This is a genomic window from Marinobacter alkaliphilus, assembly GCF_055394375.1.
The window spans coordinates 381,213-403,371 of sequence record NZ_AP043751.1; the positions used below are offsets into that span (position 1 = coordinate 381,213).

21 protein-coding genes are annotated in these 22,159 nt (G+C 57.0%); 11 read left to right on the top strand and 10 right to left on the bottom strand.

Going from position 1 to position 22,159, the window contains the following annotated elements:
• Positions 1-59: 59 nt before the first annotated feature.
• The 3 genes from ACZ5Q2_RS01755 to gmk form a co-directional block, all read right to left on the bottom strand.
• On the bottom strand, positions 60-2,201 hold the full coding sequence (locus ACZ5Q2_RS01755; protein WP_106694460.1) for a RelA/SpoT family protein: 2,142 nt from the start codon (positions 2,199-2,201) through the stop codon (positions 60-62).
• A gap of 171 nt (positions 2,202-2,372) precedes the next feature.
• The gene (gene rpoZ, locus ACZ5Q2_RS01760) at positions 2,373-2,585 is read right to left on the bottom strand and encodes a DNA-directed RNA polymerase subunit omega (RefSeq protein ID WP_058091993.1); all 213 of its coding nucleotides are present in this window, start codon (positions 2,583-2,585) and stop codon (positions 2,373-2,375) included.
• 88 nt (positions 2,586-2,673) lie between these two features.
• Positions 2,674-3,306, bottom strand: a complete 633-nt coding sequence (gmk, locus tag ACZ5Q2_RS01765; RefSeq protein ID WP_106694459.1) for a guanylate kinase — start codon at positions 3,304-3,306, stop codon at positions 2,674-2,676.
• 183 nt (positions 3,307-3,489) lie between these two features.
• Between gmk and ACZ5Q2_RS01770 the strand changes: the two genes are divergently transcribed.
• Positions 3,490-4,374 carry a universal stress protein gene (locus ACZ5Q2_RS01770; RefSeq protein ID WP_432210516.1) on the top strand — a complete coding sequence of 295 codons (885 nt, stop codon included), beginning with the start codon at positions 3,490-3,492 and terminating at the stop codon, positions 4,372-4,374.
• A 36-nt stretch (positions 4,375-4,410) separates the two neighbouring features.
• Here ACZ5Q2_RS01770 and ACZ5Q2_RS01775 read toward each other — a convergent pair whose 3' ends face one another.
• Complete coding sequence (locus ACZ5Q2_RS01775) at positions 4,411-5,280, bottom strand: YicC/YloC family endoribonuclease (protein WP_432210515.1); 870 nt, start codon at positions 5,278-5,280, stop codon at positions 4,411-4,413.
• Between the two features lie 183 nt (positions 5,281-5,463).
• On the opposite strand from ACZ5Q2_RS01775, the gene rph reads away from it, so the two are divergent.
• A complete protein-coding gene (rph, locus tag ACZ5Q2_RS01780) occupies positions 5,464-6,186 on the top strand; it encodes a ribonuclease PH (protein WP_319636553.1) in 723 nt (240 codons plus the stop codon).
• A 231-nt stretch (positions 6,187-6,417) separates the two neighbouring features.
• Here the strand turns inward: rph and ACZ5Q2_RS01785 are convergent, their stop codons facing one another.
• Positions 6,418-7,224, bottom strand: a complete 807-nt coding sequence (locus tag ACZ5Q2_RS01785; RefSeq protein WP_374786349.1) for an exodeoxyribonuclease III — start codon at positions 7,222-7,224, stop codon at positions 6,418-6,420.
• Between the two features lie 81 nt (positions 7,225-7,305).
• Between ACZ5Q2_RS01785 and pyrE the strand changes: the two genes are divergently transcribed.
• Both pyrE and ACZ5Q2_RS01795 read left to right on the top strand, forming a co-directional pair.
• A complete protein-coding gene (pyrE, locus tag ACZ5Q2_RS01790) occupies positions 7,306-7,944 on the top strand; it encodes an orotate phosphoribosyltransferase (protein ID WP_061332566.1) in 639 nt (212 codons plus the stop codon).
• A 2-nt stretch (positions 7,945-7,946) separates the two neighbouring features.
• The gene (locus ACZ5Q2_RS01795; RefSeq protein ID WP_432210514.1) at positions 7,947-8,588 is read left to right on the top strand and encodes a DUF4124 domain-containing protein; all 642 of its coding nucleotides are present in this window, start codon (positions 7,947-7,949) and stop codon (positions 8,586-8,588) included.
• A 72-nt stretch (positions 8,589-8,660) separates the two neighbouring features.
• On the opposite strand, the gene ACZ5Q2_RS01800 is transcribed toward ACZ5Q2_RS01795, so the two are convergent.
• The gene (locus ACZ5Q2_RS01800; protein ID WP_230713433.1) at positions 8,661-9,077 is read right to left on the bottom strand and encodes a hypothetical protein; all 417 of its coding nucleotides are present in this window, start codon (positions 9,075-9,077) and stop codon (positions 8,661-8,663) included.
• Positions 9,078-9,347: 270 nt separating this feature from the next.
• On the opposite strand from ACZ5Q2_RS01800, the gene ACZ5Q2_RS01805 reads away from it, so the two are divergent.
• Positions 9,348-9,863 (top strand): fibronectin type III domain-containing protein, encoded by a 516-nt coding sequence (locus ACZ5Q2_RS01805; protein WP_413774333.1) that lies wholly within the window; start codon positions 9,348-9,350, stop codon positions 9,861-9,863.
• Positions 9,864-9,884: 21 nt separating this feature from the next.
• Here ACZ5Q2_RS01805 and ACZ5Q2_RS01810 read toward each other — a convergent pair whose 3' ends face one another.
• On the bottom strand, positions 9,885-10,223 hold the full coding sequence (locus tag ACZ5Q2_RS01810; RefSeq protein ID WP_319635305.1) for a DUF2782 domain-containing protein: 339 nt from the start codon (positions 10,221-10,223) through the stop codon (positions 9,885-9,887).
• A gap of 85 nt (positions 10,224-10,308) precedes the next feature.
• Between ACZ5Q2_RS01810 and polA the strand changes: the two genes are divergently transcribed.
• Positions 10,309-13,041: a DNA polymerase I gene (gene polA / locus ACZ5Q2_RS01815; protein WP_432210513.1), complete on the top strand. Its 2,733-nt coding sequence runs from the start codon at positions 10,309-10,311 to the stop codon at positions 13,039-13,041.
• A gap of 196 nt (positions 13,042-13,237) precedes the next feature.
• Positions 13,238-13,591 carry a hypothetical protein gene (locus ACZ5Q2_RS01820; RefSeq protein ID WP_432210512.1) on the top strand — a complete coding sequence of 118 codons (354 nt, stop codon included), beginning with the start codon at positions 13,238-13,240 and terminating at the stop codon, positions 13,589-13,591.
• Between the two features lie 39 nt (positions 13,592-13,630).
• On the opposite strand, the gene ACZ5Q2_RS01825 is transcribed toward ACZ5Q2_RS01820, so the two are convergent.
• From ACZ5Q2_RS01825 to ACZ5Q2_RS01835, 3 genes are all read right to left on the bottom strand, one after another.
• Positions 13,631-15,064 (bottom strand): OmpP1/FadL family transporter, encoded by a 1,434-nt coding sequence (locus tag ACZ5Q2_RS01825; protein ID WP_432210511.1) that lies wholly within the window; start codon positions 15,062-15,064, stop codon positions 13,631-13,633.
• Between the two features lie 157 nt (positions 15,065-15,221).
• Positions 15,222-16,343, bottom strand: coding sequence for a PilT/PilU family type 4a pilus ATPase (locus tag ACZ5Q2_RS01830; protein WP_061332594.1), 1,122 nt, complete (start codon positions 16,341-16,343; stop codon positions 15,222-15,224).
• A gap of 215 nt (positions 16,344-16,558) precedes the next feature.
• A complete protein-coding gene (locus tag ACZ5Q2_RS01835) occupies positions 16,559-17,593 on the bottom strand; it encodes a type IV pilus twitching motility protein PilT (RefSeq protein ID WP_058091364.1) in 1,035 nt (344 codons plus the stop codon).
• Positions 17,594-17,645: 52 nt separating this feature from the next.
• Between ACZ5Q2_RS01835 and ACZ5Q2_RS01840 the strand changes: the two genes are divergently transcribed.
• The 4 genes from ACZ5Q2_RS01840 (at position 17,646) to ACZ5Q2_RS01855 (ending at position 22,033) form a co-directional block, all read left to right on the top strand.
• Positions 17,646-18,359: a YggS family pyridoxal phosphate-dependent enzyme gene (locus ACZ5Q2_RS01840; protein ID WP_432210510.1), complete on the top strand. Its 714-nt coding sequence runs from the start codon at positions 17,646-17,648 to the stop codon at positions 18,357-18,359.
• A gap of 63 nt (positions 18,360-18,422) precedes the next feature.
• Complete coding sequence (gene proC, locus ACZ5Q2_RS01845) at positions 18,423-19,253, top strand: pyrroline-5-carboxylate reductase (protein WP_432210509.1); 831 nt, start codon at positions 18,423-18,425, stop codon at positions 19,251-19,253.
• Between the two features lie 25 nt (positions 19,254-19,278).
• A complete protein-coding gene (locus tag ACZ5Q2_RS01850; protein WP_420195056.1) occupies positions 19,279-19,863 on the top strand; it encodes a YggT family protein in 585 nt (194 codons plus the stop codon).
• Between the two features lie 205 nt (positions 19,864-20,068).
• Positions 20,069-22,033 (top strand): dynamin family protein, encoded by a 1,965-nt coding sequence (locus ACZ5Q2_RS01855; protein ID WP_432210508.1) that lies wholly within the window; start codon positions 20,069-20,071, stop codon positions 22,031-22,033.
• Positions 22,034-22,159: the final 126 nt, after the last annotated feature.

Sequence of the window (22,159 nt, forward strand, 5' to 3'; positions counted from 1 at the left end):
GTTCAAAACGCCAATCGTCACCCTTCGCCGTGGCCACTGTCAACCATACCTCGGTCTGGTCAGTGGCGAACCCGGCTGATATGGGTCACCGCCCGAATGTTGCGCACCCGGCGCATCACCCGCGCCAGGTGTTTACGGCCATTCACGTGAACCACCAGGCTGACAATACCGAACTTGGCATTCTGCTCTTCCACGTTAATCCGCTCGATGTTGCCATCGGCCATGGCAACAGCGTTGGCCATTTCTGCAATCACACCGCGCTGACGCTCCAGCTCTACCCGCAACTCCACTGAGAACTCATCGGTGATGTCTTTCGCCCATTTCAGGTGGGTCAGGCGGGCACGGCCTTCGTCGTCTTCCGGCAGACGGGAGCATGTGTCGGAATGAATGACCATGCCGTTGCCGGAATCCATCATGCCGACCACCGGGTCGCCCGGAATCGGTTTGCAGCAGTTGGCAAAGCGCACCAGCATGCCTTCGGTACCGCGAATGGTCACCGCACCCTGTTTGTCGACCTCCACATTCTCCAGACTGGCCGGACCATCCAGCGCTTCATTGCCAGATACCAGCTGCCGCGCCACCAGGTAAGCCATGCGATTGCCCAGCCCGATATCGCCGATCAGGTCATCAAAACTGTTGACCTGATTGTGGTTCACCACGGCCTGTTTCTGGGCATCGCTAATGTCCGCCAGCTTGGCACCGAATCCTTTCAGGGACTTTTTCAGCAGGGTTCTGCCCAGCTCGATGGACTCTGCCCGCTTGCGGGTTTTCAACACATGTCGAATGCTGCTGCGGGCCTTACCGGTGACCACAAAGCTCAACCAGGCGGGGTTCGGCTTGGCGCCGGGCGCGGTGATGATCTCGACGGTCTGACCACTTTGCAGCGGCTGGCTCAGGGAGGCGAGGTTGCGGTTGATCCGGCAGGCAACCGCAGCGTTGCCGATATCGGTGTGAATGGCGTAGGCGAAATCAACCGATGTGGCGCCGCTGGGCAATTCCATGATGCGCCCTTTAGGCGTGAACACGTAGATTTCGTCAGGGAACAGGTCAACCTTTACGTGCTCGATGAACTCCATCGAGTCATCCGCCCGCTCCCGCATTTCCATCAACCCTTTCACCCATCGATCAACCCTGGACTGATTGATGTTGGTGACTCCGGAATCGTCGGTTTTGTACATCCAGTGCGCGGCAATCCCGTTATTGGCGATATGCTCCATTTCCTCGGTGCGGATCTGGATCTCGATGTTGACGTGCATCCCGAAAAGGGTTGTATGCAACGACTGGTAGCCGTTGGCCTTGGGCATGGCAATATAGTCTTTGAAGCGGCCCGGCAGCGGTTTGTAGAGGCTGTGCACGGCACCCAGAATACGGTAACAATCGTCTTCCGTGTCTGTGATGATCCGAAACGCATAGACATCCATGATTTCATGAAAGGATTTCTGTTTGAACTTCATCTTGTTGTAGATGGAGTTCAGGTGTTTCTCCCGGCCCTGAATGCGCCCGGGCAAACCACGTTCTTCCAGTTTCTCCTGCAGCTTGCCCCGAATCTCATCAATGATCTCCCGGTGGCTGCCCCGCAGCTTGTCGACCGCCTTGGAAATGTACTTGGACCGCATTGGGTACAGCGAGGAGAAACCAAGATCTTCCAGCTCTGTGGAGATGGCATGCATCCCGAGCCGGTTCGCAATCGGGGCATAGATATCCAGGGTTTCGGTGGCAATGCGCTGGCGCTTTTCATAGGGCATCGGCCCCAACGTGCGCATGTTGTGCAGGCGGTCTGCCAGTTTGACCAGGATTACCCGGATATCCTTGGCCATGGCCAGGGTCATTTTCTGGAAATTCTCGGCCTGGGCTTCGGCTCGGGAGCGGAATTCAATCTGGGTCAGTTTTGAGACACCGTCCACCAGCTCAGCGACGTCTTCACCGAACTGTTCTGTCAGCGCGTCTTTGGGAATTCCGGTGTCTTCAATAACATCGTGGAGCATGGCGGCCATCAGGCTTTGATGGTCCAGTCTCAGCTCGGCAAGGATATGGGCTACGGCCAGAGGGTGGGTGATGTAACGGTCGCCACTTTTACGCATCTGCCCTTCATGGGCCTGCTCCGCGTAATAGTAAGCCCTTCGCACCTGATTGATGCGACTGGTATCCAGATACGAACTGAGCTCTTTGGCCAGTTCTTCAACCGTTGCCTCTTCCGACACCGCGCCTCCAGTGTTCTCTGTTCGCCAGGGACAAAAAAGCCCGAATGCATGCATCCGGGCCTTTCCTTGTCCTTCCAGCAGGTTTCTATAGCTACACTATAAAACTGCGGTGACAGATTTCAATGGGTCTCAATCGCTGGCAGGTAAATGTACGCACTCCTGCCGTCGATTTTACTCGTCGTCGTCTTCGGTCAGCAGATCGCGAGTAACCTTACCTTCGGCGATTTCACGCAGGGCGATAACCGTCGGCTTGTCATTCTCTTCAGCTACCATAGGCTCTGAACCTTTGGTGGCAATCTGGCGGGCGCGCTTGGTGGCCAGCATGACCAACTGGAAGCGGTTATCAACGTTTTCCAGACAATCTTCAACGGTAACTCGTGCCATTATCTTCCCCGACAAAAAAGAATCACTGATTTAGCAGACCGCGTAGTTTACTGCCCCCGGTTCAATTTGTATACAGGGAAAACCAGATTCAATCCCGACTGACCAGACCCGCCAGCAGTTTGCCGTGGCGCAACTGTTGCACCGACATTTTCAGTCGCTGGGCGCGGGTGATGGCCAGCAGGTCAGCCAATGCCACGCCGAAATCGTCGTTCACCACCAGGTAGTCAAACTCGGCAGCGTGCCGACACTCTTCTTCCGCCTCTGCCAACCGGCGCTCGATCACCTCCGGCGCATCGGTGCCGCGGCCAATCAGGCGCTCACGCAGCACCTCCGCGGAGGGCGGCACAATAAAGATACCGACGCACTCGGGAACCAGGCGGCGAACTTGCTCGGCGCCCTGCCAGTCAATTTCCAGGATGACATCCCGACCTGTCGCCAGGGTCTCGCGGACCCACGCATGTGAGGTGCCGTAGTAATTGCCGAAAACATCGGCATGCTCCAGGAAATCGCCCTCGGCAATCATCGCCTCGAACTCATCACGGCTGACGAAGTGGTAATTCACGCCGTCTTGCTCGCCGGTGCGCATGGGCCGGGTGGTGTGAGACACCGACACACCCAGCTGCGAATCCTGACGGAGCATTTCCGCGACAAGGCTGGTTTTGCCCGCGCCCGAGGGAGCGGAAATTACAAACAGGGTACCCTGCTCACCGGCCTGGCTCATGGCTTACTGACTCCAAATACAGTTTGCGCAGCCCCGGGGGCCTGCGAGAAAGCGGTGAATTATACGGGGTTTGACTTATATGCGCATCCCGAGCCGTGTTCTACTGATAATATAGCGTGTTAAACCCGTACACCGGGGCCATCAGCCCCTCACCCTGAATCTGCCGATTAGTGGAAGCCCGGAATGGACAAACTCCTGATCATCATGGACCCGAAACACAAGCACCAGACCGCACTGAGCCGGGGTATTGAACTGGCCCGGGCAACCGGTGCCAGCCTCGAGATTGTGGCCTTCGTGCATGAATATCTCGACGCCCTCCCCTCCGACCCGGTGATTCAGAACAATGCTCGGACGGCGCTGATCGAGTTACGCCAGGAATGGCTGGAGAAAATGCTGGCACTGGCAGGCTGCGACGACCTGAACGTGGTCGCCCACACTGTCTGGGCTAAGCAGATTCACCAATGGATTAACGAGCATTGCGAACGCGAGAATATCAGCACCGTGGTGAAAACCGGGCACCGATCCGAGACGTTCCTGTACACACCCACCGACTGGCACCTGATTCGGGAATGCCCGGCGCCGGTGATGCTGGTGGCAGACAACAAATGGAAGAAAGCACACCCGATTCTGGCCGCCATTGACCTGAGCTCGGAGAAGCCGGTCAAACGGGCCCTGAACAACCGGATTATTGATCATGCCTGGCAGCTGGCCAAGGCCATGGATACCGAACTGCACCTGGTGCATGCGCTACACACGTCGGTGGTGCTGGCTGATCTGGACATCATTGATACCGCCGCCCATACACGCAAGCGCGAGGAAGAACTGAAGCCCAGAATCGAACACCTGCGCAACACCTGGCACCTGAACCCGGAGCAGGTTCACATTGTCGCTGGCCCGGCACAAAAAGTGATCCCGAGTGTCGCCAACAAAATCAAGGCTGATATGGTGGTCATGGGCACCACCGGCAAAACCGGTCTGGCGGCCAAAGTTATCGGCAATACGGCTGAGAAAGTGCTGACTCACCTGAGGACCGATCTCGTGGCCATTAAACCGGCCGAGAAGGTATAAGGCAGAAACGGGCCGGTCTACTCCGGCCCGCGACAATCATTCAAGGTTTTGCACCTGCTCCCGAATTTGCTCGATCAAAACCTTGAGGTCCACCGCCGCGCGGGTAACCGCCGCGTCAATACTTTTACTGCTGAGGGTATTGGCTTCCCGGTTCAGCTCCTGCATCAGGAAATCCAGCCGCCGGCCGATGGCATCATCGTTTTTCAGGGTATCGGTCACTTCACTGATATGAGCCTCCAGCCGGTCCAGTTCCTCAGCCACATCACTCTTCTGCGCCAGCATCACCATTTCCTGGGCCACACGCTCCGGCTCCAGCTCCACTTTTGCTTTATCGAAGCGATCCCGCAGATTCTGCTCCTGGGCGGCCAGCAGCTGCGGCATTTTCTCCCGCACTTCTGCCACCAGCTTGCCCATGGTGGCCAGACGATCCTCAAATAACGGCCTCAAGCGCTCGCCCTCCCGTTCGCGAACGGACATCAGCTCTTGGACCGTGTCTTTGAAAAGACCGGCAGCCGCCTCTTTCGCCGCGCTGTAGTCTTTCTCCGGCAACGACATCACGCCTGGCCAACGCAGAATATCCAGTGCATTAATATGGGCCGGGTTATCGAGGATGCGGTTGATGTGGTTGGCCGCCTCGTTCACCGCCTTGGCCATTTCATCGCTGATTTCGAAGCTCTGCACCTCGTTCTCGGCAGACTGCAGGCGCATGGAGACATCCACCTTGCCCCGCTTTAACCCCTGACTGCGCAGCTCTTCTCGAAACCGGTTCTCCAGTTCCCTGAACGCCTCCGGCAAACGGAAAGACGGCTCCAGGTAGCGGTGATTTACGGTACGGATCTCACAGGTGAGCGTACCCCATTCGCCCTGGGTATCCTTGCGGGCAAAAGCAGTCATGCTGCGGATCATATTGGCTCCATAACCGATAAACAGAAGCATTGAGTTTAACAGGGTATTTGCCCAGGCGGCGAACCCGACCAAAGATCACCCTGCAGGCCACCGCCCCGTGCTTGCTACGTGTTATACTCGCGGACCTTTCAGCGATTTCGACCGGCACCGCCCGGAGATGTATTTTCATAAACAGGACACACTATGCGACCAAGTGGCAGAACGCCCGAGCAACCCAGAGACGTCCGCATCACTCGCAACTACACCCGCCATGCCGAAGGCTCGGTTCTGGTAGAGTTTGGTGATACAAAAGTCATCTGTACCGCCTCTGTTGAGAACAAGGTACCGCCGTTCCTGCGCGGCGAAGGCAAAGGCTGGATCACCGCCGAGTACGGCATGCTGCCCCGTTCTACCGGCAGCCGCATGGGCCGCGAAGCCGCCCGCGGCAAACAGGGTGGCCGCACCGTGGAAATCCAGCGCCTGATCGGCCGCAGCCTCCGCGCCGCGGTTGACCTGGAAGCCCTGGGCGAGCACACCATCACCATCGACTGCGACGTTATCCAGGCCGACGGCGGCACCCGCACAGCGGCCATCACCGGTGGCTGCGTGGCATTGGTTGACGCTTTGAACCACCTGGTAGCCACCAAACGCCTGAAGAAATCTCCCCTTGTTCAAATGGTGGCAGCGGTCTCCGTTGGCGTTTACAAAGGCACGCCGGTAGCGGACCTGGACTATCCGGAGGATTCCGAAGCGGAAACCGATATGAACGTCATCATGACGGATAAGGGTGGCTTCATCGAAATTCAGGGAACTGCGGAAGGTGCGCCGTTCGAGCAAACCGAACTGGATTCCATGCTGGTTCTTGCGCGTAAGGCGATTAACGAGCTATTTGAAATCCAGAAAGAGGCTCTGGGCGCTAAAGCCTGACAGCCTATTGAGAACTAGCGGGTTCGGAGGGGGAAGCCTTTCCGGGACCCTCTCCGGCCATGGATGGCCGGAGCGGAGCGCACATGGGTGAGGCAAGCGTTTATGAAGCGCAGCTTCATGCGCAGACGAACGACAGCAATCTATGATTGCTGGCCGGACCCGCTTGCGGGGGCTCGTAGCGTGTCCCGGAAAGGCTTCCCCCTCCGGACACGCGGTCGACTATCTCAACGCTTAAAATCCAATCTCGATATCGTAATCCATGATCACCGGCGCGTGATCAGAGAAACGGGTGTCTTCATCAATCCAGCCATCACGGATGGTCTTACGAATACCCGGCGTCAGCAGCTGGTAGTCCACCCGAATACCCGCCTTCTTACGGGAGCCCTCGGTTTGCTCCGGCCACCAGGTAAACTGATTGCTCTGTTTGTTGATTTCCCGGAAACCATCAATACAGCCCATCTCATCAAACAGGCGATCAAGCCATGCACGCTCATGGGGCAGGAAACCGGAGAAATCCGTCTTGTGGTACAGCGGGCTGGCGTCCGTCACGTGGTGGGCGGTCTGCAGATTGGCGCAGAAAATAAACTGCCGGCGCTTGCGCAGGGTCTTCTGCATATGCAGGCCGAACGCTTCCATAAACTCGTCTTTGTGGTCGAGCACGGTCAGGTCATCTTCGCCAATCAGCTCGTCTTCCCGGCCAAGGGCGCAGGGCGCCAGCACGCAAGCCACCGAGACCTTGTCGAAATCCGCCTGGATAAAGCGACCTTCGCGGTCTGCCTGCTCATTAGCAAACCCGTACATGATGGCCTTCGGAAAATGGCGAGTGTAGATACCCACACCACCGTGTTCATTCAACTCACCATCAATAAAGTAGGCCTCATAGCCTTCCGGAATCAGGTGTTTGTCTTCTACTTCATAGGCACGCATGCGGTGGTCCTGCACACAGACGACATCAGCGTCCTGCTCTGCAAGCCAGTCAAAAAAACCCTTCTCAACGGCCTGTTCAAGACCATTGACGCTGATTGTAACTACCCGCATACATGTTCCCTGATTCGGTTTGTGTGTATGATACCGGTTTTACGCTTTAATTAAAGATCAAACCCCGCCAGAAGCCTTGCCATGCACGACTATCAGCAAAATTTTATCGAGTTTGCCATTGAGCGGAATGTTCTGCGCTTTGGAGAGTTCACGCTCAAATCCGGCCGAACCAGCCCCTACTTTTTCAATGCCGGGCTATTCAATACCGGAAACGACCTGTTACAGCTAAGCAAAGCCTATGCCGCAGCCATCGAACGCAGCGGCCTGAATTATGACATTATTTTCGGCCCCGCCTATAAGGGCATTCCGTTGGCCACAGTGACCGCTATGGCCCTTGCAACAGACGGTAACAGCAAACCGTTTGCCTTCAATCGCAAAGAAAAGAAAGATCATGGTGAGGGTGGCAATATTGTCGGCGCCCCACTACAAGGTAAGGTACTGATTGTAGATGACGTAATCACTGCCGGCACCGCCATTCGGGAATCCATCGACCTCATTCGTGCCGCTGGCGCGGAGCCCGCCGGCGTGCTGATTGCGTTGGACAGGCAGGAGAAAGGCAATGGCGAGTTATCCGCCATCCAGGAAGTGGAGCAGGAGTTCGGCATCCCCGTTGTCAGCATCATTCGTCTTGAGCAGGTACTGGACTACCTGAAGTCCAATCCGGAGTTTGCCGGCCACGCGGAAACAGTGGCCAGCTACCGGGACCGTTACGGAGTCTGACCATGCACCACCGTGTGTCCAAATCAACGGTTATTGCCAGCCTGGCCGCAGCAGGACTGCTGCTGTCCGCCAGTGTGCAGGCCAATATGTATCGTTACACGGATGACAACGGTCAACTGGTGATCAGCAGCACCATCCCGCAGGAGGCTACCAAACGCGGCTACGACATCCTCAGCACCAATGGCCGGGTGATTGAAACCATTCCTCCCGCCCCCACAGCCGAGGAAATCGCCGCCCGGGAAGCGGAAAAAGAGCGCCAACGTCAGGCCGAGATTCAACAGGAACAGGATCGCCAGCTGTTGAAGCGTTTCAGCCATCCAGACCAGGCTGTTCGCGCCATGCATCGGAAGATTCGCGAGCTGGAAGGGATTATCCAGTTAAAGCGAGGCAATATTTCCGTGATTTCCAGCCAGCTTGACAACGAGCAAAGCCGGGCGGCCGATATGGAGCGGGCCGGCAGGGATATTCCGGAAGCAACCCTGGAAAGGATTCGTCGGCTGGAGTCACAGATCCGCGACGTGGAACGGGAAATCGCCGCCCAGCAGCAAGATATCAATGCGATGAAAAAGGAATTTGAGGCGGATATCAAAAGATTGGAAGTCGTTACTGGCCAGGAGCGGACGCTCCCCCTGGAGCCGGAATAAATCTTTGTGTTAGCGGAAATGACAAAGGGCGCTCACAAGAGCGCCCTTTGTGGTTCCAGCTCGCCGTTGTGATCAGGCGGAAGCTGTTTCCTTCTTGGCTGCCGTCTTGCGAGCCGCAGGCTTGCGAGCGGCCGGCTTCTTGGCAGTAACGGCTTTCTTAGCGTCCTGAGCGGCTTCGGCTACGTCTTCTGCAGCGCCGGAAACGGCATCAGCGCCTTCAGCAGCTTCTTTCTCCAGCTTGGCAACCAGTTCGGCGGCAAAGTTGCCGAAACGGCTGTTCAGGCTGCGCAGCTGCTCGAACAGGTTCTCGGAGTAACCGGTGTAACGCTTGCGCAGGGTCTTGACGCTGTATTCGCGGGCTTCCGCTTCCAGCTTCTCTGCATAATCGAACGGCTTGGAAGCCAGCTTCTTCTGCTGCTCTTCCGCGGCATTGATGCCTTTCTCAACGATGTCCTGCAGTTGTTCCTGGTAGGATTTCAGCTTACCCATGGTAGTTCTCCTTGACATTAGGATCGGTTCGGCACCACAAGCCCTTGCTTCTGCGTGCCTTTGGTAACTTTCACCTGCCAAGGTACGGCTAAAAATTAGAATGTTCATACTAAAACCCGCATTTTCGGTTTTTACGGATAGTTCACTTGATCGAAAGGCATCGACTGGCATAATCGCACCTTGTTTGAGGTAGCCCGTCTCCCGGTTTTATTCAGGCTCCATACGATCAGTAACCAGAGAGCCAGCCACGGCTCCGTATGCGAGTTGACCATGAAGAATCCATTGCCACCCGTGCCCGGCCGGTTAGCCTGCGCGCTTTCAAAGTCAGCCCTTTGCTTGCTGATTATTACCGCTTCCCTTTTGACCACTGGCTGTCAGGAAGACACGCGCGCCAGCAAACTCGACTCCCAACGCGCTTCAGAAGTTTCCGATGCAAGGCTGAAACAGGCGCAATCAAACCTTCTGGCCACGTTGGGGCAAACTCCGGCAACCCAGGAAAGTCGCCAAGCCGGCGATAGCGTTACCCCCCGCACACTGGCCTGGAATCCACCCATGACCCGCGAAGATGGTTCGTCATTGGCACCGGGCCAGATCTCTGGATATCGCATCTATTACCGGATGAAGCACAAAAATGATTTCAATATCATTCCGCTGAACGATGCCAGCACAACCCGTTACCGCCTCGAGGGCATGCCCCCCGGCGCCTACGAATTCTCGATTACGACGGTCGATGTGGATGGGCTTGAAAGCCGGCGCTCAGACCCGGTGGAAGTCAATCTGATCTGAGCGCAAAGGAAAGGTGCCAGGTTACCAGCGGAAGATGACCCAGCTGGGCACCAGCAGGTCTGACTCGGTGTCCTGAATCCAGCCACCGCCCTCAGCCGGCACCAGGTAGTATTCAGGGCCCACCTCCGGCACCACCTTGATCTCCATCAGCTGGCCGTTAACCCGGTATTCGTAGAACACTTCGTTCTCCCCCGGACGAATCACAATCTCCGGCCCACCGTCCGCCGGCTGGTAATCGGAAATCACCACGGGCTCCTGCGGAGTAACCACCGGAGTGGCATCCAGAGCCCCCTCTTCCTGGGCCAGGCCCGGTACGGAGAAACAGCCCAGCAGCAGGGCGGAACAGGCGATTCGTTTCATTTTCGTGGTACCCTTTGGTTCATCCTTTTCGTTAGCGTTACACAAGCCAATCCACGCTTCAATCAGAATCCGGACCTGTTTTGACATGACTGAAAAAAAGACCCCACCTGTGGTTCTGGTAGACGGATCTTCCTACCTGTTCCGCGCCTACCATGCCCTCCCTCCGCTGACCACCAGCAAGAATCACCCCACCGGGGCCATTAAAGGTGTGATCAGCATGCTGCGGCGGCTGGAGCAGGACTTTCCGGAATCGAAAGTCGTGGTAGTGTTCGATGCCAAGGGTAAAACCTTCCGTCATGACATGTACGAAGAGTACAAGGCTAATCGGCCGCCCATGCCGGAAGACCTGGCCGTGCAGATCGAGCCGATTCACAACATCGTACGGGCCATGGGCCTGCCGCTGCTGATTGTGCCGGGAGTGGAAGCCGACGATGTAATCGGCACCCTGGCCCACGAAGCCACCAGCAAAGGTATTGATGTGGTGGTGTCTACCGGCGATAAAGACATGGCGCAACTGGTAAGCGACCACGTAACACTGATCAACACCATGACCGAAACGGCCATGGACCGGGACGGTGTGGTGGAGAAATTCGGCGTAAAGCCGGAACAGATCATCGACTACCTGGCCCTGGTGGGGGACAAGGTGGACAACATCCCCGGCGTGAACAAGTGCGGCCCGAAAACCGCAGTAAAGTGGCTGCAAGAATATAACGACCTGGATAACCTGATCGAGCACGCCGGCGAAATCAAAGGCAAGATCGGTGAATACCTGCGCGAAGCCATCGACACCCTGCCCCTGAGCCGGGAACTGGCCACCATCCGCCTGGATGTCGACCTGGACTTCGGCCTGGAAGATCTGCAGGAGCGGGAACAGGACGACAATTCCCTGCTGGAACTGTTCAAGGAATACGAATTCCGAAGCTGGATTGCTGAGTTGGAGAACACCGAAGGTTCCGCCAGCGACCAACGTGAGCGCTCCACCGAGCAGGAATCCGCAAAACCGGTAGAGAAACAGTATTCCGTGGTTACCGAGCAGGAAGAGCTGGATACCTGGCTGCAACGACTGAAAGCCGCCGACCAATTCGCTTTCGACACCGAAACCACCAGCCTGCGCTATATGGACGCCGAAATCGTGGGTGTGTCTTTTGCTATCGAGCCGGGGGAAGCGGCCTATGTACCTCTGGGCCACGATTACATGGGGGCACCGGATCAACTGGACCGCGACCATGTGCTTAACCAGCTCAAACCCCTGCTGGAAAGCCCGGATGTGAAAAAGATCGGCCAGAACCTGAAGTACGACAAAAACGTGCTGGCCAATCACGGCATCCATCTGGAAGGCATCGGCGACGACACCATGGTGGAGTCCTATGTACTCAACTCAGTGGCAACCCGCCACGACATGGATAGCCTGGCCCGGGAATACCTCGGTGAGCAGACCATCACCTACGAATCCATCGCCGGCAAGGGCGCCAAGCAGCTCACCTTCAACCAGATTGACCTTGAAAAGGCCGGGCCCTACGCCGCCGAAGACGCCGACATTACCCTGCGCCTGCACCAGGCTTTGAGCCCGAAACTGAAAGAAACCGGTAAGCTGGAATCGGTTTACCGGGATATCGACCTGCCGCTGGTACCGGTGCTGTCGCGCATGGAACAGCGGGGCACCCTGATCAGCGCCAGCACCCTGCGCCAGCACAGCCAGGAACTGGCCGAGCGCATGGCGGAACTGGAGAAAGAGGCCCACGAGGTGGCCGGCGAAAGCTTCAATCTGGGGTCCACCAAACAGCTGCAGGCCATTCTGTACGACAAGTTCGGCCTGCGCGTGATCAAGAAAACTCCGAAGGGTGCACCCTCCACCGCCGAGCCAGTATTGCAGGAACTGGCCCACGAGCACGAACTGCCGAGACTGATCGTGGAACACCGTAGCCTGAGTAAGCTAAAGTCCACCTACACGGACACCCTGCCAGAGCTGATCCATCACCGTACAGGCCGTGTACACACCTCCTACCATCAGGCGGTGACTGCCACGGGGCGCCTGTCGTCCTCCGAGCCGAACCTGCAGAACATTCCTATCCGCACTCCGGAAGGCCGTCGCATTCGCCAGGCCTTCATCGCGCCGGAAGGCTACAAACTGCTGGCGGCGGACTATTCCCAGATTGAGCTGCGGATCATGGCGCACCTGTCCGGCGACAAGGGCCTGCTGAGGGCCTTCGAGCATGGCGAAGACATCCACAAGGCCACGGCCGCCGAAGTATTCGGCGTCAGCCTGATTGAAGTCAGCTCCGACCAACGCCGCAGCGCCAAAGCCATCAACTTTGGCCTGATCTACGGCATGTCCGCCTTCGGCCTGGCCCGCCAGCTGGAGGTCGACCGCAAGACCGCCCAGGAATACATCGACCGCTATTTCGAACGTTACCCGGGCGTACTCAAATACATGGATAACATCCGCAAGCAGGCCCACGACGATGGCTACGTGGAAACCCTGTATGGCCGGCGCCTGTACCTGCCGGAGATCAACGCCCGGAACAAACAGCTGCAACAGGCTGCCGAGCGCACCGCCATCAACGCGCCCATGCAGGGGACCGCTGCCGACATCATCAAGCGGGCGATGATCGATGTGGACCAGTGGCTGCACACAGAGCATGCCGACGATGCCTGGATGACCATGCAGGTGCACGACGAACTGATCATCGAAGTGCGGGAAGAGGCTCTGGAGACCGTGCGCAAGGGCCTGGTGCAGCGAATGCAGGCTGCCGCCAAACTGGACGTACCGTTACTGGTAGAAGCCGGCACCGGAGACAACTGGGACCAAGCTCACTAGGCCTGAAACCTAACCCGATAACGCCCTGTTTTTGTTCATTTTCACTGGAAAAGCACAATAACAGGGCGCCCTTCCCCCTTCACTCCGCCTTCCCGCTACGTTTAAGCGCCTCCCGATCACGGCACGAAAACTGCACAGATCTGAGGGTCTGGGCTCTTTGATGCCCTATGCCGTGACAGCGATGCGAGGCCTTTCCATGAATTCCGTAGCGAATGAACGCAACTGGTTATTCGACCCATCCCACCTGAAACTGGTGCAACAGTGCCGCCGGCTTATTCAGTCTGAATTCGGGGTAAAGCTCCACCTGAACGAAGACCACCTGGCGGAGCACCTGGCTGAATACGCAGGTAAAACCCGATCGAAACATTTGGTGCATACCTGGGAGGCACTCAAACAGCGGGTGCCGGAGCTGGGAAAGTTAGATGCGCAGCCAGCAGCGGCCAAAACCTATCGCGGGCAGGAGATTGCCGGTTCAGAGGAGGAGACCGGCGGGGAAGAAGCCCGACCACGGAAGAAACAGGTTATCTATCGTGGTCAGGTAGTTGGCTGACCCGGACAGGCCGGATCAGCTATCGAGAAGGACAGCCGCTTAGAAGGCCTTGCTGAACTCGATGGCGGCGCCCCAGGCGCTCACATCGTACTCTGCCTCATAGCTTGAAAAAGGGTCTGTCGGGTTATCGATTGTTCCATTCGGTGTTAGGACATAGGAACGATCACTGACTTTCGGATCATCTTTGAACAAGAGCGTTCCAACAGCCGCATCAACTGTCCAACCAGACTGAGCGTGCTTCCATTGGGTACCGAGAGTCAGCCAGTGACGGTCTGTAGATGGAATACGCGCAGTTACAAATTCATCGACCGGTGACTGATCAAACGCATAGCCCGCTTTGAAGGCCCATTCCGGAGTTGCTTGCCAAATACCGCCGACATTTAGTTGCCAAGTGTTCTTCCACTCTTCCGGAATATGCGTCAGTTGATTAGGCATACCTCCGGGACTCTGAGAGGTCAGGGGCTGGCTGGCGTCACGGCCGTATATATCCAGAGCAGAAAAGCGACTCCACTTCGAATAGGTTGCACCTGCCAGCAGGGTGATTTCGTCATTTAGCTTATGACGAATGCCCACCGCAATGCTTTCCGGGATCGCCAAGGGCACAAGTGCTGGCTCAGTCGAATCCAAAGGAACTGCAACACCTTCAAAGGGTGTACCTGTAGGCCCTTGGACCGAAACATCTGTGAAAGTAGCGTCACCTTTGAGCTCAACTGTCGTGCCTGTCTGCGCAGTCAAACCAAGCTGAGTGCTCTCGTTCAGTTCGTAGAGAAAACCTACCCGGAAAGTAACCGCTATGTCATCACCCTCAATGTCAGCATAGCCTTCATCTGTGACGTTAGGCGCTGCACCGTTAGGCGATGTCTGATTGGTGCCAGAATTATCCATAAAACGGGTCACCCTACCATCGATGTACATGATGTTCAGGCCCACACCCATGGACAACCCTTTGCCGTTATTCAATGCTATGGAAGGAGTGAACGCTATTGCCGTCAACTCTGTTTTATCGGCAAAGTAACGCCCCGAAAAGTTACGCTCATAATCTCCGGCCAGCCCGTAGGGGGCGTGGAGACCAAACCCGACATCAATTCGATCATTTACTTCGTGAGTAAGATAAAAACTTGGCAGAATCGCAGCATCGGCAATATCTCCACCATTACCGGATGGATCTACCGGAACACCAGGAACTTGCCGGGTCACCTGAATAGTTTCAGGCTTTGCTTCTGCATCTATATCCAAGACAGCTGCACCGAATGAAATATTCGTTCCAGACAGCTGACTCATACCCGCTGGGTTAAAAATTACAATGCTGGCATTCTCAGGATTAGCCGCCGCACCGGCATTAGCAGTACCCATGGCACTGGCGCTCTGCTCGTTCAAGGCGAAACCGCCAGCCAGAACAGTGGACGGGGCGGCAAAAGCTGTCAGGGTGGCAAAGCGGATGGCCTTTACGAGTGCATTGGTATTCTTGTGCATGGTGTCTCCTTTGTTTGTCTCGCGCGGAGTATACGCAGGGCACCACAATGGCCTCAAATGCCAAAACTACTGGTTGCAGGCGCTAACAAATTACGACTTTGGTATAAAGGCGGCCCTGGAAGGGCCGCCTGGAAAGAGGGTAAAACGCGGGTTCTGATCAATCGTCCTGGATGGTCAGCTTGTCAACCGACGATGACAGCTTGTCGGCACCCTGGGCATCGGCACCGAGCTTGATCATCAGGCGCAGATCGTTCGCGGAATCCGCGTGGGCCAAAGCGTCTTCATAGGTGATGGAGCCTTCGGCGTACAGCCGGTACAACGCCTGGTCAAACGTCTGCATGCCGGATTCGTTGGACTTGGCCATCAACTCCTTGAGCTTGTGCACTTCGGCTTTCCGAATCAGGTCCGCCACCAGCGGCGTGTTGATCAATACTTCGATAACCGCCTTACGGCCTTTGCCATCCGGCGTGGGTACAAGCTGCTGCGCCACGATGGCCCGGAGGTTCAGGGAAAGGTCCATCCAGATCTGGTTGTGCTGTTCCGGCGGGAAGAACTGGATAATCCGGTCCAGGGCCTGGTTGGCGTTGTTGGCGTGCAGGGTGGCCAGACACAGGTGGCCGGTTTCTGCGAACTGTACCGAATACTCCATGGTCTGGCGGGTACGCACCTCACCAATCAGGATAACGTCCGGCGCCTGACGCAGGGTGTTCTTCAGGGCAACTTCAAAGCTTTCGGTATCGATGCCCACTTCCCGCTGGGTGACGATGCAGCCCTGGTGCTGGTGTACGAATTCGATCGGGTCTTCGATGGAAATAATATGGCCACGGCTGTTGCGATTCCTGTGCCCAAGCATGGCGGCCAGGGAGGTGGACTTACCGGTACCGGTGGCGCCCACGAACATGATCAGGCCACGCTTGGTCATTGCCAGGTCTTTGACAATCTCGGGCAGCGCCAGGTCGTCAATCTGGGGGATTTTCACTTCAATCCGTCGCAATACCATGCCGCACAGGTTGCGCTGGAAGAACGCTGACACCCGGAAGCGGCCAATGCCCCGGGCACTGATGGCGAAGTTACATTCGTGGGTTTCTTCGAATTCGGCGCGCTGTTTGTCGTTCATGGCGCCGTAGACAAACTCCCTCGTCTGCTCCGGCGTCAGCGCGTTCTTGGTGACCGGGAGCACTTTCCCGTTTACCTTCATGCTCGGCGGCACACCCGCTGTAATAAACAGGTCCGAACCGCCTTTTTCCACCATCAGCCGTAACAGTTTTTCGAATTCCATTTTTTTACCCAGTCTTCATTGTTTGGTGCCTGGGTGGAGCGGGTGCAGCTTCCCGGGACACGCTGTAAATACGTCCATGTAAGCTTGACTGCAGCATCCATGCTGCAGACAGTCCCGGGAAGCTGCACCCGCCCCACCCGTCAAACTGTATTCGGGGAGTCTGATGAACTCCCCTTCCGCTCCTGGCACCAACAACATGGCCCGGAGCAATCCAGTTAAAAGTTATCAGGCATCTTGGCCTTGGCCCGCGCTGCTTCACGGGAAATAAGACCCTTCTGCAGCAGACGCTCCAGGCACTGATCCAGGGTCTGCATGCCCAGGGAACCGCCGGTCTGGATAGACGAGTACATCTGGGCAATCTTGTCTTCACGAATCAGGTTACGGATTGCAGACGTACCGATCATGATCTCGTGGGCGGCAATACGGCCGCCACCCATTTTCTTCATCAGGGTCTGGGAGATAACCGCCTGCAGGGATTCCGACAACATGGACCGCACCATGGACTTTTCCTCAGCCGGGAACACGTCCACCACCCGGTCGATGGTCTTCGCAGCGGAGGTGGTGTGCAGGGTGCCGAACACCAGGTGGCCGGTTTCGGCGGCGGTCAGGGCCAAACGGATGGTTTCCAGGTCCCGGAGCTCACCTACCAGGATGATGTCCGGGTCTTCACGCAGGGCAGAACGCAGGGCTTCGTTAAAGCCCAGGGTATCCCGGTGCACTTCCCGCTGGTTGACCAGGCACTTTTTCGAGTCGTGAACGAATTCGATCGGGTCTTCGATGGTCAGGATATGCTCATAGCGGGTGTCGTTGATGTAGTCCATCATCGCCGCCAGGGTGGTGGACTTACCGGAGCCGGTGGGCCCGGTGACCAGCACCAGGCCACGGGGCACGGACGAAATATCCTTGAACACCTGCCCCATGCCCAGATCTTCCATGGTCAGAACCTTCGAGGGGATGGTCCGGAATACAGCGCCGGCGCCACGGTTCTGGTTGAAGGCGTTTACCCGGAAACGGGCCACACCCGGCACCTCGAACGAGAAGTCGGTTTCCAGGAACTCTTCGTAATCCTTACGCTGCTTGTCGTTCATGATGTCGTAGATCAACCCGTGCACTTCTTTGTGCTCCATCGGGGGCAGGTTGATGCGGCGCACGTCGCCGTCGACACGGATCATGGGGGGCAGACCGGCAGACAGGTGCAAATCCGATGCGCCCTGTTTCGCCGAAAAGGCAAGCAGTTCAGTAATATCCATAGGATTCCTCGGAGGGCTTTTTCTTTTAGTCCAGAAGCGGCAAACTCACACTATGAGCAGCATAGCAGACAACATCGGGAGCGTAACCCGACGCATACAAAAAGCAACATTGAAGGCAGGCCGGGACCCCGGCAGTGTGCGCCTGTTGGCAGTCAGCAAGACACGCCAGCCAGACGAACTCAGGGTCGCTGCCAGTGCCGGCCAGGTTGCCTTTGGTGAAAACTACCTTCAGGAGGCGATGGACAAGATTGAAGCCCTGAAGGATCTCAATCAGATTGAGTGGCACTTTATTGGCCCCATCCAGTCCAACAAAACCCGGCAAATTGCGGAAATGTTCGCCTGGGTGCACAGCGTTGACCGGCTGAAGATTGCCCGCCGCCTGAGCGAGCAGAGGCCTCCCGGTTTACCGCCATTGAATCTGTGCCTGCAGGTCAACATCAATGACGAGGACAGCAAATCCGGCTGCACGCTGTCCGAACTGCCCGAACTGGTGGATGAGATCGGCGATTTGCCTAACGTGAAATTGCGCGGGTTAATGGCGATTCCCGATCCAGACCAGTCCGAGGCAGGGCTACGAATGAGTTTCCGCAAGCTAGCCAATACCCTGCGGGAACTTAAACAGGCGTTTCCTGAGGCCGGCCCAATGGACACCTTGTCCATGGGCATGTCGGATGATCTCGAGATCGCCATCGCAGAGGGCGCCACTTGGGTTCGTGTCGGTACGGCTCTTTTTGGGGCACGACCACCCAAACACAGCCAGAGCTGAAACCGCTGGTTCCTGCTATCATCGCATTCAACGAATTCACTGACCAAAGCCCTGGAGTGACCCTTGAGCACATCACCCACGATTTCTTTTATAGGTGCCGGCAACATGGCCAGCGCCATCATCGGCGGCATGCTGGAGAACGGCTACCAGGCCGGTAATATCTGGGTAAGCGCCCCTGACGATGGCCACCTGCAATCCGTCCGGAAGCGCTTTGGTGTCAGCGTTACCACAGACAACCGGTACTGCGCCCAACAGGCGGATATTGTGGTACTGGCTGTTAAGCCCCAGGTGATGGCGGATGTCTGCCACGACATCGCCCCGGTGGTGCAGAACACCCGCCCGCTGATGGTTTCCATCGCCGCAGGCCTGACCGCTGAAACTCTGGACACCTGGCTTGGCGGCGGCATGCCGCTGGTTCGCGTGATGCCCAACACACCATCGCTGGTTGGCAAGGGTGCCGCCGGGCTGTTTGCCAACGCACAGGCCAAAGACGCACAGAAGACATCGGTACAGTCGATGTTCGAAAGCATCGGCTCAGCGCTGTGGGTGGACGACGAAGACCAGCTGCACGGCGTTACCGCGCTTTCCGGAAGCGGCCCGGCGTATTTCTTCTTGATGCTTGAAGCTCTGGAAGGCGCCGCCACCGAAGCCGGCATTGCACCTGAAACCGCCCGGGCACTCGCTATTCAGACCATGGCTGGCGCGGCCGAAATGGCGGCCCGAAGCGACGATGACCCGGCGCAGCTCAAACGCAACGTCATGTCCCCCGGCGGCACCACCGAGCGTGCAGTGAATACCTTTGAGGACGGCGGCCTGCGGCAACTTGTGAAAAAGGCCTATGGCGCGGCGTTTGATCGCTCCCGGGAAATGTCCAAAGAACTGGCAAATAAATAGTAACCGTTAACGGAGACACAGCTACATGCTGGCAGATATTGTGATTACGATCCTGCTGATCGCGTCTACCTTCTACATGACCATCGTACTGCTGCGCTTCCTGCTACAGCTGGCCCGGGCCGACTTTTATAACCCGATTTCCCAGTTTGTGGTGAAGGCCACCAATCCGCCGCTACGCCCGCTACGCCGCTTCATTCCCGGCTGGGGCGGCATTGATGGGGCAGCGCTGGTACTTGCTGTCATTATCCAGGCCATTACCTTCTTCCTGATCCTGGTGGCCCTGAACGGCGGGATTCCCGGCATCAATCCTATTACCCTGCTCGTCTGGGCCGTTTTGAATGTGCTCAGCCTGATTGTCAAAATCTACTTCTGGTCGGTGATTGCCGTGGTGGTCGTCAGCTGGATTGCCCCGCAAAGCAGCCACCCAGCTATCCAGCTGGTAGCGCAGATTACCGAACCGGTCATGCGACCGGTGCGTAGCATCATGCCTTCCATGGGCGGGTTGGATCTGTCACCTATTATTGTTTTCCTGATTCTGAACGTCATTTCCGTGGTGATTGACCATATGAAGATCGCTGCGGGCCTCGGCTCCATCGGCCTGGGAATGTAACCTGCCTCACAGATATACATTCAGTTACAGTTTTCTCTAATTCAAAACACCAAGGGCTTCAGCGTCAACAGCATGATTCTGAAGCCTTTTTTTGCCAGATCCCGATAAACCGCAAAAAATGCCGACTGGCGCATCCCACCCAACTGACTAAAAAGGCTACCATTAACGTCATTTAATCTCGGAAGTCGCGCAGAAGGATTATCCAATGAATCAGCAGGGAACTCTGTCGCAGCAGGTTGAGGCGTACCACAACTGGAAGAAAGAGCTGATACGGCAGATTGGCCGGTACCGGCTCTGGCTGCAAGATAACAATCTATTCTCAGAAGACGTCAGCATCCGAATTCGCCATGGCCTGGAACTGCTCATTGAAGATGAGCTGACCATTGCCTTTGTAGGTGAGTACTCCCGCGGCAAGACCGAGCTGATCAATGCCCTGTTTTTCTCGGAGTACGGTCAGCGCATGCTGCCGTCCCAGGCAGGCCGCACCACCATGTGCCCCACGGAGCTGTTCTTTGATCGCAGCGCCAACCAGAACTACCTGCTGCTTCTTCCCATCGAGACCCGTACCGGCGAACTTTCTCTGCAGCAACTGCGCAAGCAGCCAGAGCGCTGGGTAAAGCACGAGCTGGACGAGCGCAACCCGGAAGTCATGCGCGAAGTGCTGGCCGAGGTTGCCCGCATCAAAAGCGTGACCCCTGATGAAGCACGCCAGTTAGGCTTTGACGAAGCCATGCTGGAGCATGATCGCAACAATCCCGGCAATGTACTGGTGCCAGCCTGGCGCAACGCACAGATCAGCATTCGCCATCCGCTGTTCGAACGCGGCCTGCGCATCCTCGACACGCCGGGGCTGAACGCTCTGGGGTCCGAGCCGGAGCTGACCATCAGCATGCTGCCAAGGGCCCATGCGGTCATTTTTGTATTGAGTGCAGACACCGGCGTAACCGCTAGCGATATGGCCATCTGGAAAGACCATATCGATACCGAACACGCCGACCACAGGGCCGGCCGGTTTGCCGTGCTGAACAAGATTGATGTGCTGTGGGACGACCTTCAGGGTGAGCAACACACCGCCGATGCCATTGAGCGGGTGCGCACCTATACGGCGGAACATCTGAGCATCCGCCAGCAAGACGTTATCCCGCTGTCGGCAAAACAGGGGCTGCTGGCCCGGGTACGCAAAGACAATGAGCTGTTCAGGCGTTCCAATATCGGCCAACTCGAGCAACTGATCATCCAGCGCATCCTGATGCAGAAGGAGCAGTTGATTACCCAGAACCTGATCAACGATCTTCTGGGCATGCTTCAAAACAGTCAGGCGGCCATGCAATACCGGCTTGAATCACTGGAAGAAGAACGCCAGGCCTGTGCCGGCGCCACCATGGACAAGGCCGCCCTCAGCCGGCTGGCAGAACGCGCCCAGAAAGACTATGACTTCTACTACAAAAAGTTGATCACCCTGCGCTCCTCCCGCCGGCTCATGGATTCCCAGGGAGAGATGCTAAAGAACCTGGTGGCCGAGGATCGTTTTGAAAATCACGCCGCCAAGGTTCGCAACACAATGTCCAAGAGCTGGACGACGGCCGGCATGAACCGGGCCATGGACCATTTCTTTGAGCTGCTGGAAAGCGACCTGACCAACCTGCTGGCCGAAGGCCGGCTGGCAGAAAAGATGGTCGGCGCTATCTACCGCCGCTACAACGAAGACACCCGGGCCAGGCACCTGGAGCCCATCCCGCTGCGGGCGGGCCGCCACGTGATCGCCATTCGGGAACTGCGCAAGAAAGCCAAGCGTTTCCGCATCAGCCCGAAAAACCTGCTGACCGAACAGTCCCTGCTGGTGCGCCGCTTCTTCAATGTTATGGTGGGCGAAGCCCGCACCCTGCACGGAAGGGTGCGCAAGGATGTCGAACGCTGGCCCCAGGAAGCCCTGCTGCCAATCATGCAGTATTCCATGGAGCAAAAGCAGTTGCTGGAGCACCAGATCCGTCGCCTGCGCGACATGGTCCGCAGCGACCGGGACAGCCGTGCCGAGCGCCAGCGCCTGGATAATGCCATTACCGACCTCCGTAAGCAGCTGGAACTGGCCGATGCCATGATGCGGCAAATCCGCAAACCGGCCCCCACCATGATTCAGCAGAAAGTGGTCAATATTTCAGGCGCGATCTGAATGGCCGGGGCCCGCTCGAACATCGCGCGGGCCCCGATAACGACACCGCAGTCACGCGCCGGTTGCAGCAACCCCCACCCGCCTTTAAACTGCACTGCTGTCGCGCATTTCTGAACACTCCAAGGC

Excerpts from the sequence above, each read along its gene's own strand:
- ACZ5Q2_RS01795 (WP_432210514.1), top strand. The coding sequence starts at position 7,947 with ATGCACCACCGTGTGTCCAAATCAACGGTTATTGCCAGCCTGGCCGCA.
- ACZ5Q2_RS01810 (WP_319635305.1), bottom strand. The coding sequence starts at position 10,223 with ATGAAACGAATCGCCTGTTCCGCCCTGCTGCTGGGCTGTTTCTCCGTA.
- ACZ5Q2_RS01840 (WP_432210510.1), top strand. The coding sequence starts at position 17,646 with ATGAGCAGCATAGCAGACAACATCGGGAGCGTAACCCGACGCATACAA.
- ACZ5Q2_RS01820 (WP_432210512.1), top strand. The coding sequence starts at position 13,238 with ATGAATTCCGTAGCGAATGAACGCAACTGGTTATTCGACCCATCCCAC.
- ACZ5Q2_RS01805 (WP_413774333.1), top strand. The coding sequence starts at position 9,348 with ATGAAGAATCCATTGCCACCCGTGCCCGGCCGGTTAGCCTGCGCGCTT.
- ACZ5Q2_RS01800 (WP_230713433.1), bottom strand. The coding sequence starts at position 9,077 with ATGGGTAAGCTGAAATCCTACCAGGAACAACTGCAGGACATCGTTGAG.
- pyrE (WP_061332566.1), top strand. The coding sequence starts at position 7,306 with ATGCACGACTATCAGCAAAATTTTATCGAGTTTGCCATTGAGCGGAAT.
- ACZ5Q2_RS01835 (WP_058091364.1), bottom strand. The coding sequence starts at position 17,593 with ATGGATATTACTGAACTGCTTGCCTTTTCGGCGAAACAGGGCGCATCG.
- gmk (WP_106694459.1), bottom strand. The coding sequence starts at position 3,306 with ATGAGCCAGGCCGGTGAGCAGGGTACCCTGTTTGTAATTTCCGCTCCC.
- rph (WP_319636553.1), top strand. The coding sequence starts at position 5,464 with ATGCGACCAAGTGGCAGAACGCCCGAGCAACCCAGAGACGTCCGCATC.
- ACZ5Q2_RS01855 (WP_432210508.1), top strand. The coding sequence starts at position 20,069 with ATGAATCAGCAGGGAACTCTGTCGCAGCAGGTTGAGGCGTACCACAAC.
- ACZ5Q2_RS01850 (WP_420195056.1), top strand. The coding sequence starts at position 19,279 with ATGCTGGCAGATATTGTGATTACGATCCTGCTGATCGCGTCTACCTTC.
- rpoZ (WP_058091993.1), bottom strand. The coding sequence starts at position 2,585 with ATGGCACGAGTTACCGTTGAAGATTGTCTGGAAAACGTTGATAACCGC.
- ACZ5Q2_RS01785 (WP_374786349.1), bottom strand. The coding sequence starts at position 7,224 with ATGCGGGTAGTTACAATCAGCGTCAATGGTCTTGAACAGGCCGTTGAG.
- ACZ5Q2_RS01775 (WP_432210515.1), bottom strand. The coding sequence starts at position 5,280 with ATGATCCGCAGCATGACTGCTTTTGCCCGCAAGGATACCCAGGGCGAA.
- ACZ5Q2_RS01830 (WP_061332594.1), bottom strand. The coding sequence starts at position 16,343 with ATGGAATTCGAAAAACTGTTACGGCTGATGGTGGAAAAAGGCGGTTCG.
- ACZ5Q2_RS01825 (WP_432210511.1), bottom strand. The coding sequence starts at position 15,064 with ATGCACAAGAATACCAATGCACTCGTAAAGGCCATCCGCTTTGCCACC.
- polA (WP_432210513.1), top strand. The coding sequence starts at position 10,309 with ATGACTGAAAAAAAGACCCCACCTGTGGTTCTGGTAGACGGATCTTCC.
- ACZ5Q2_RS01770 (WP_432210516.1), top strand. The coding sequence starts at position 3,490 with ATGGACAAACTCCTGATCATCATGGACCCGAAACACAAGCACCAGACC.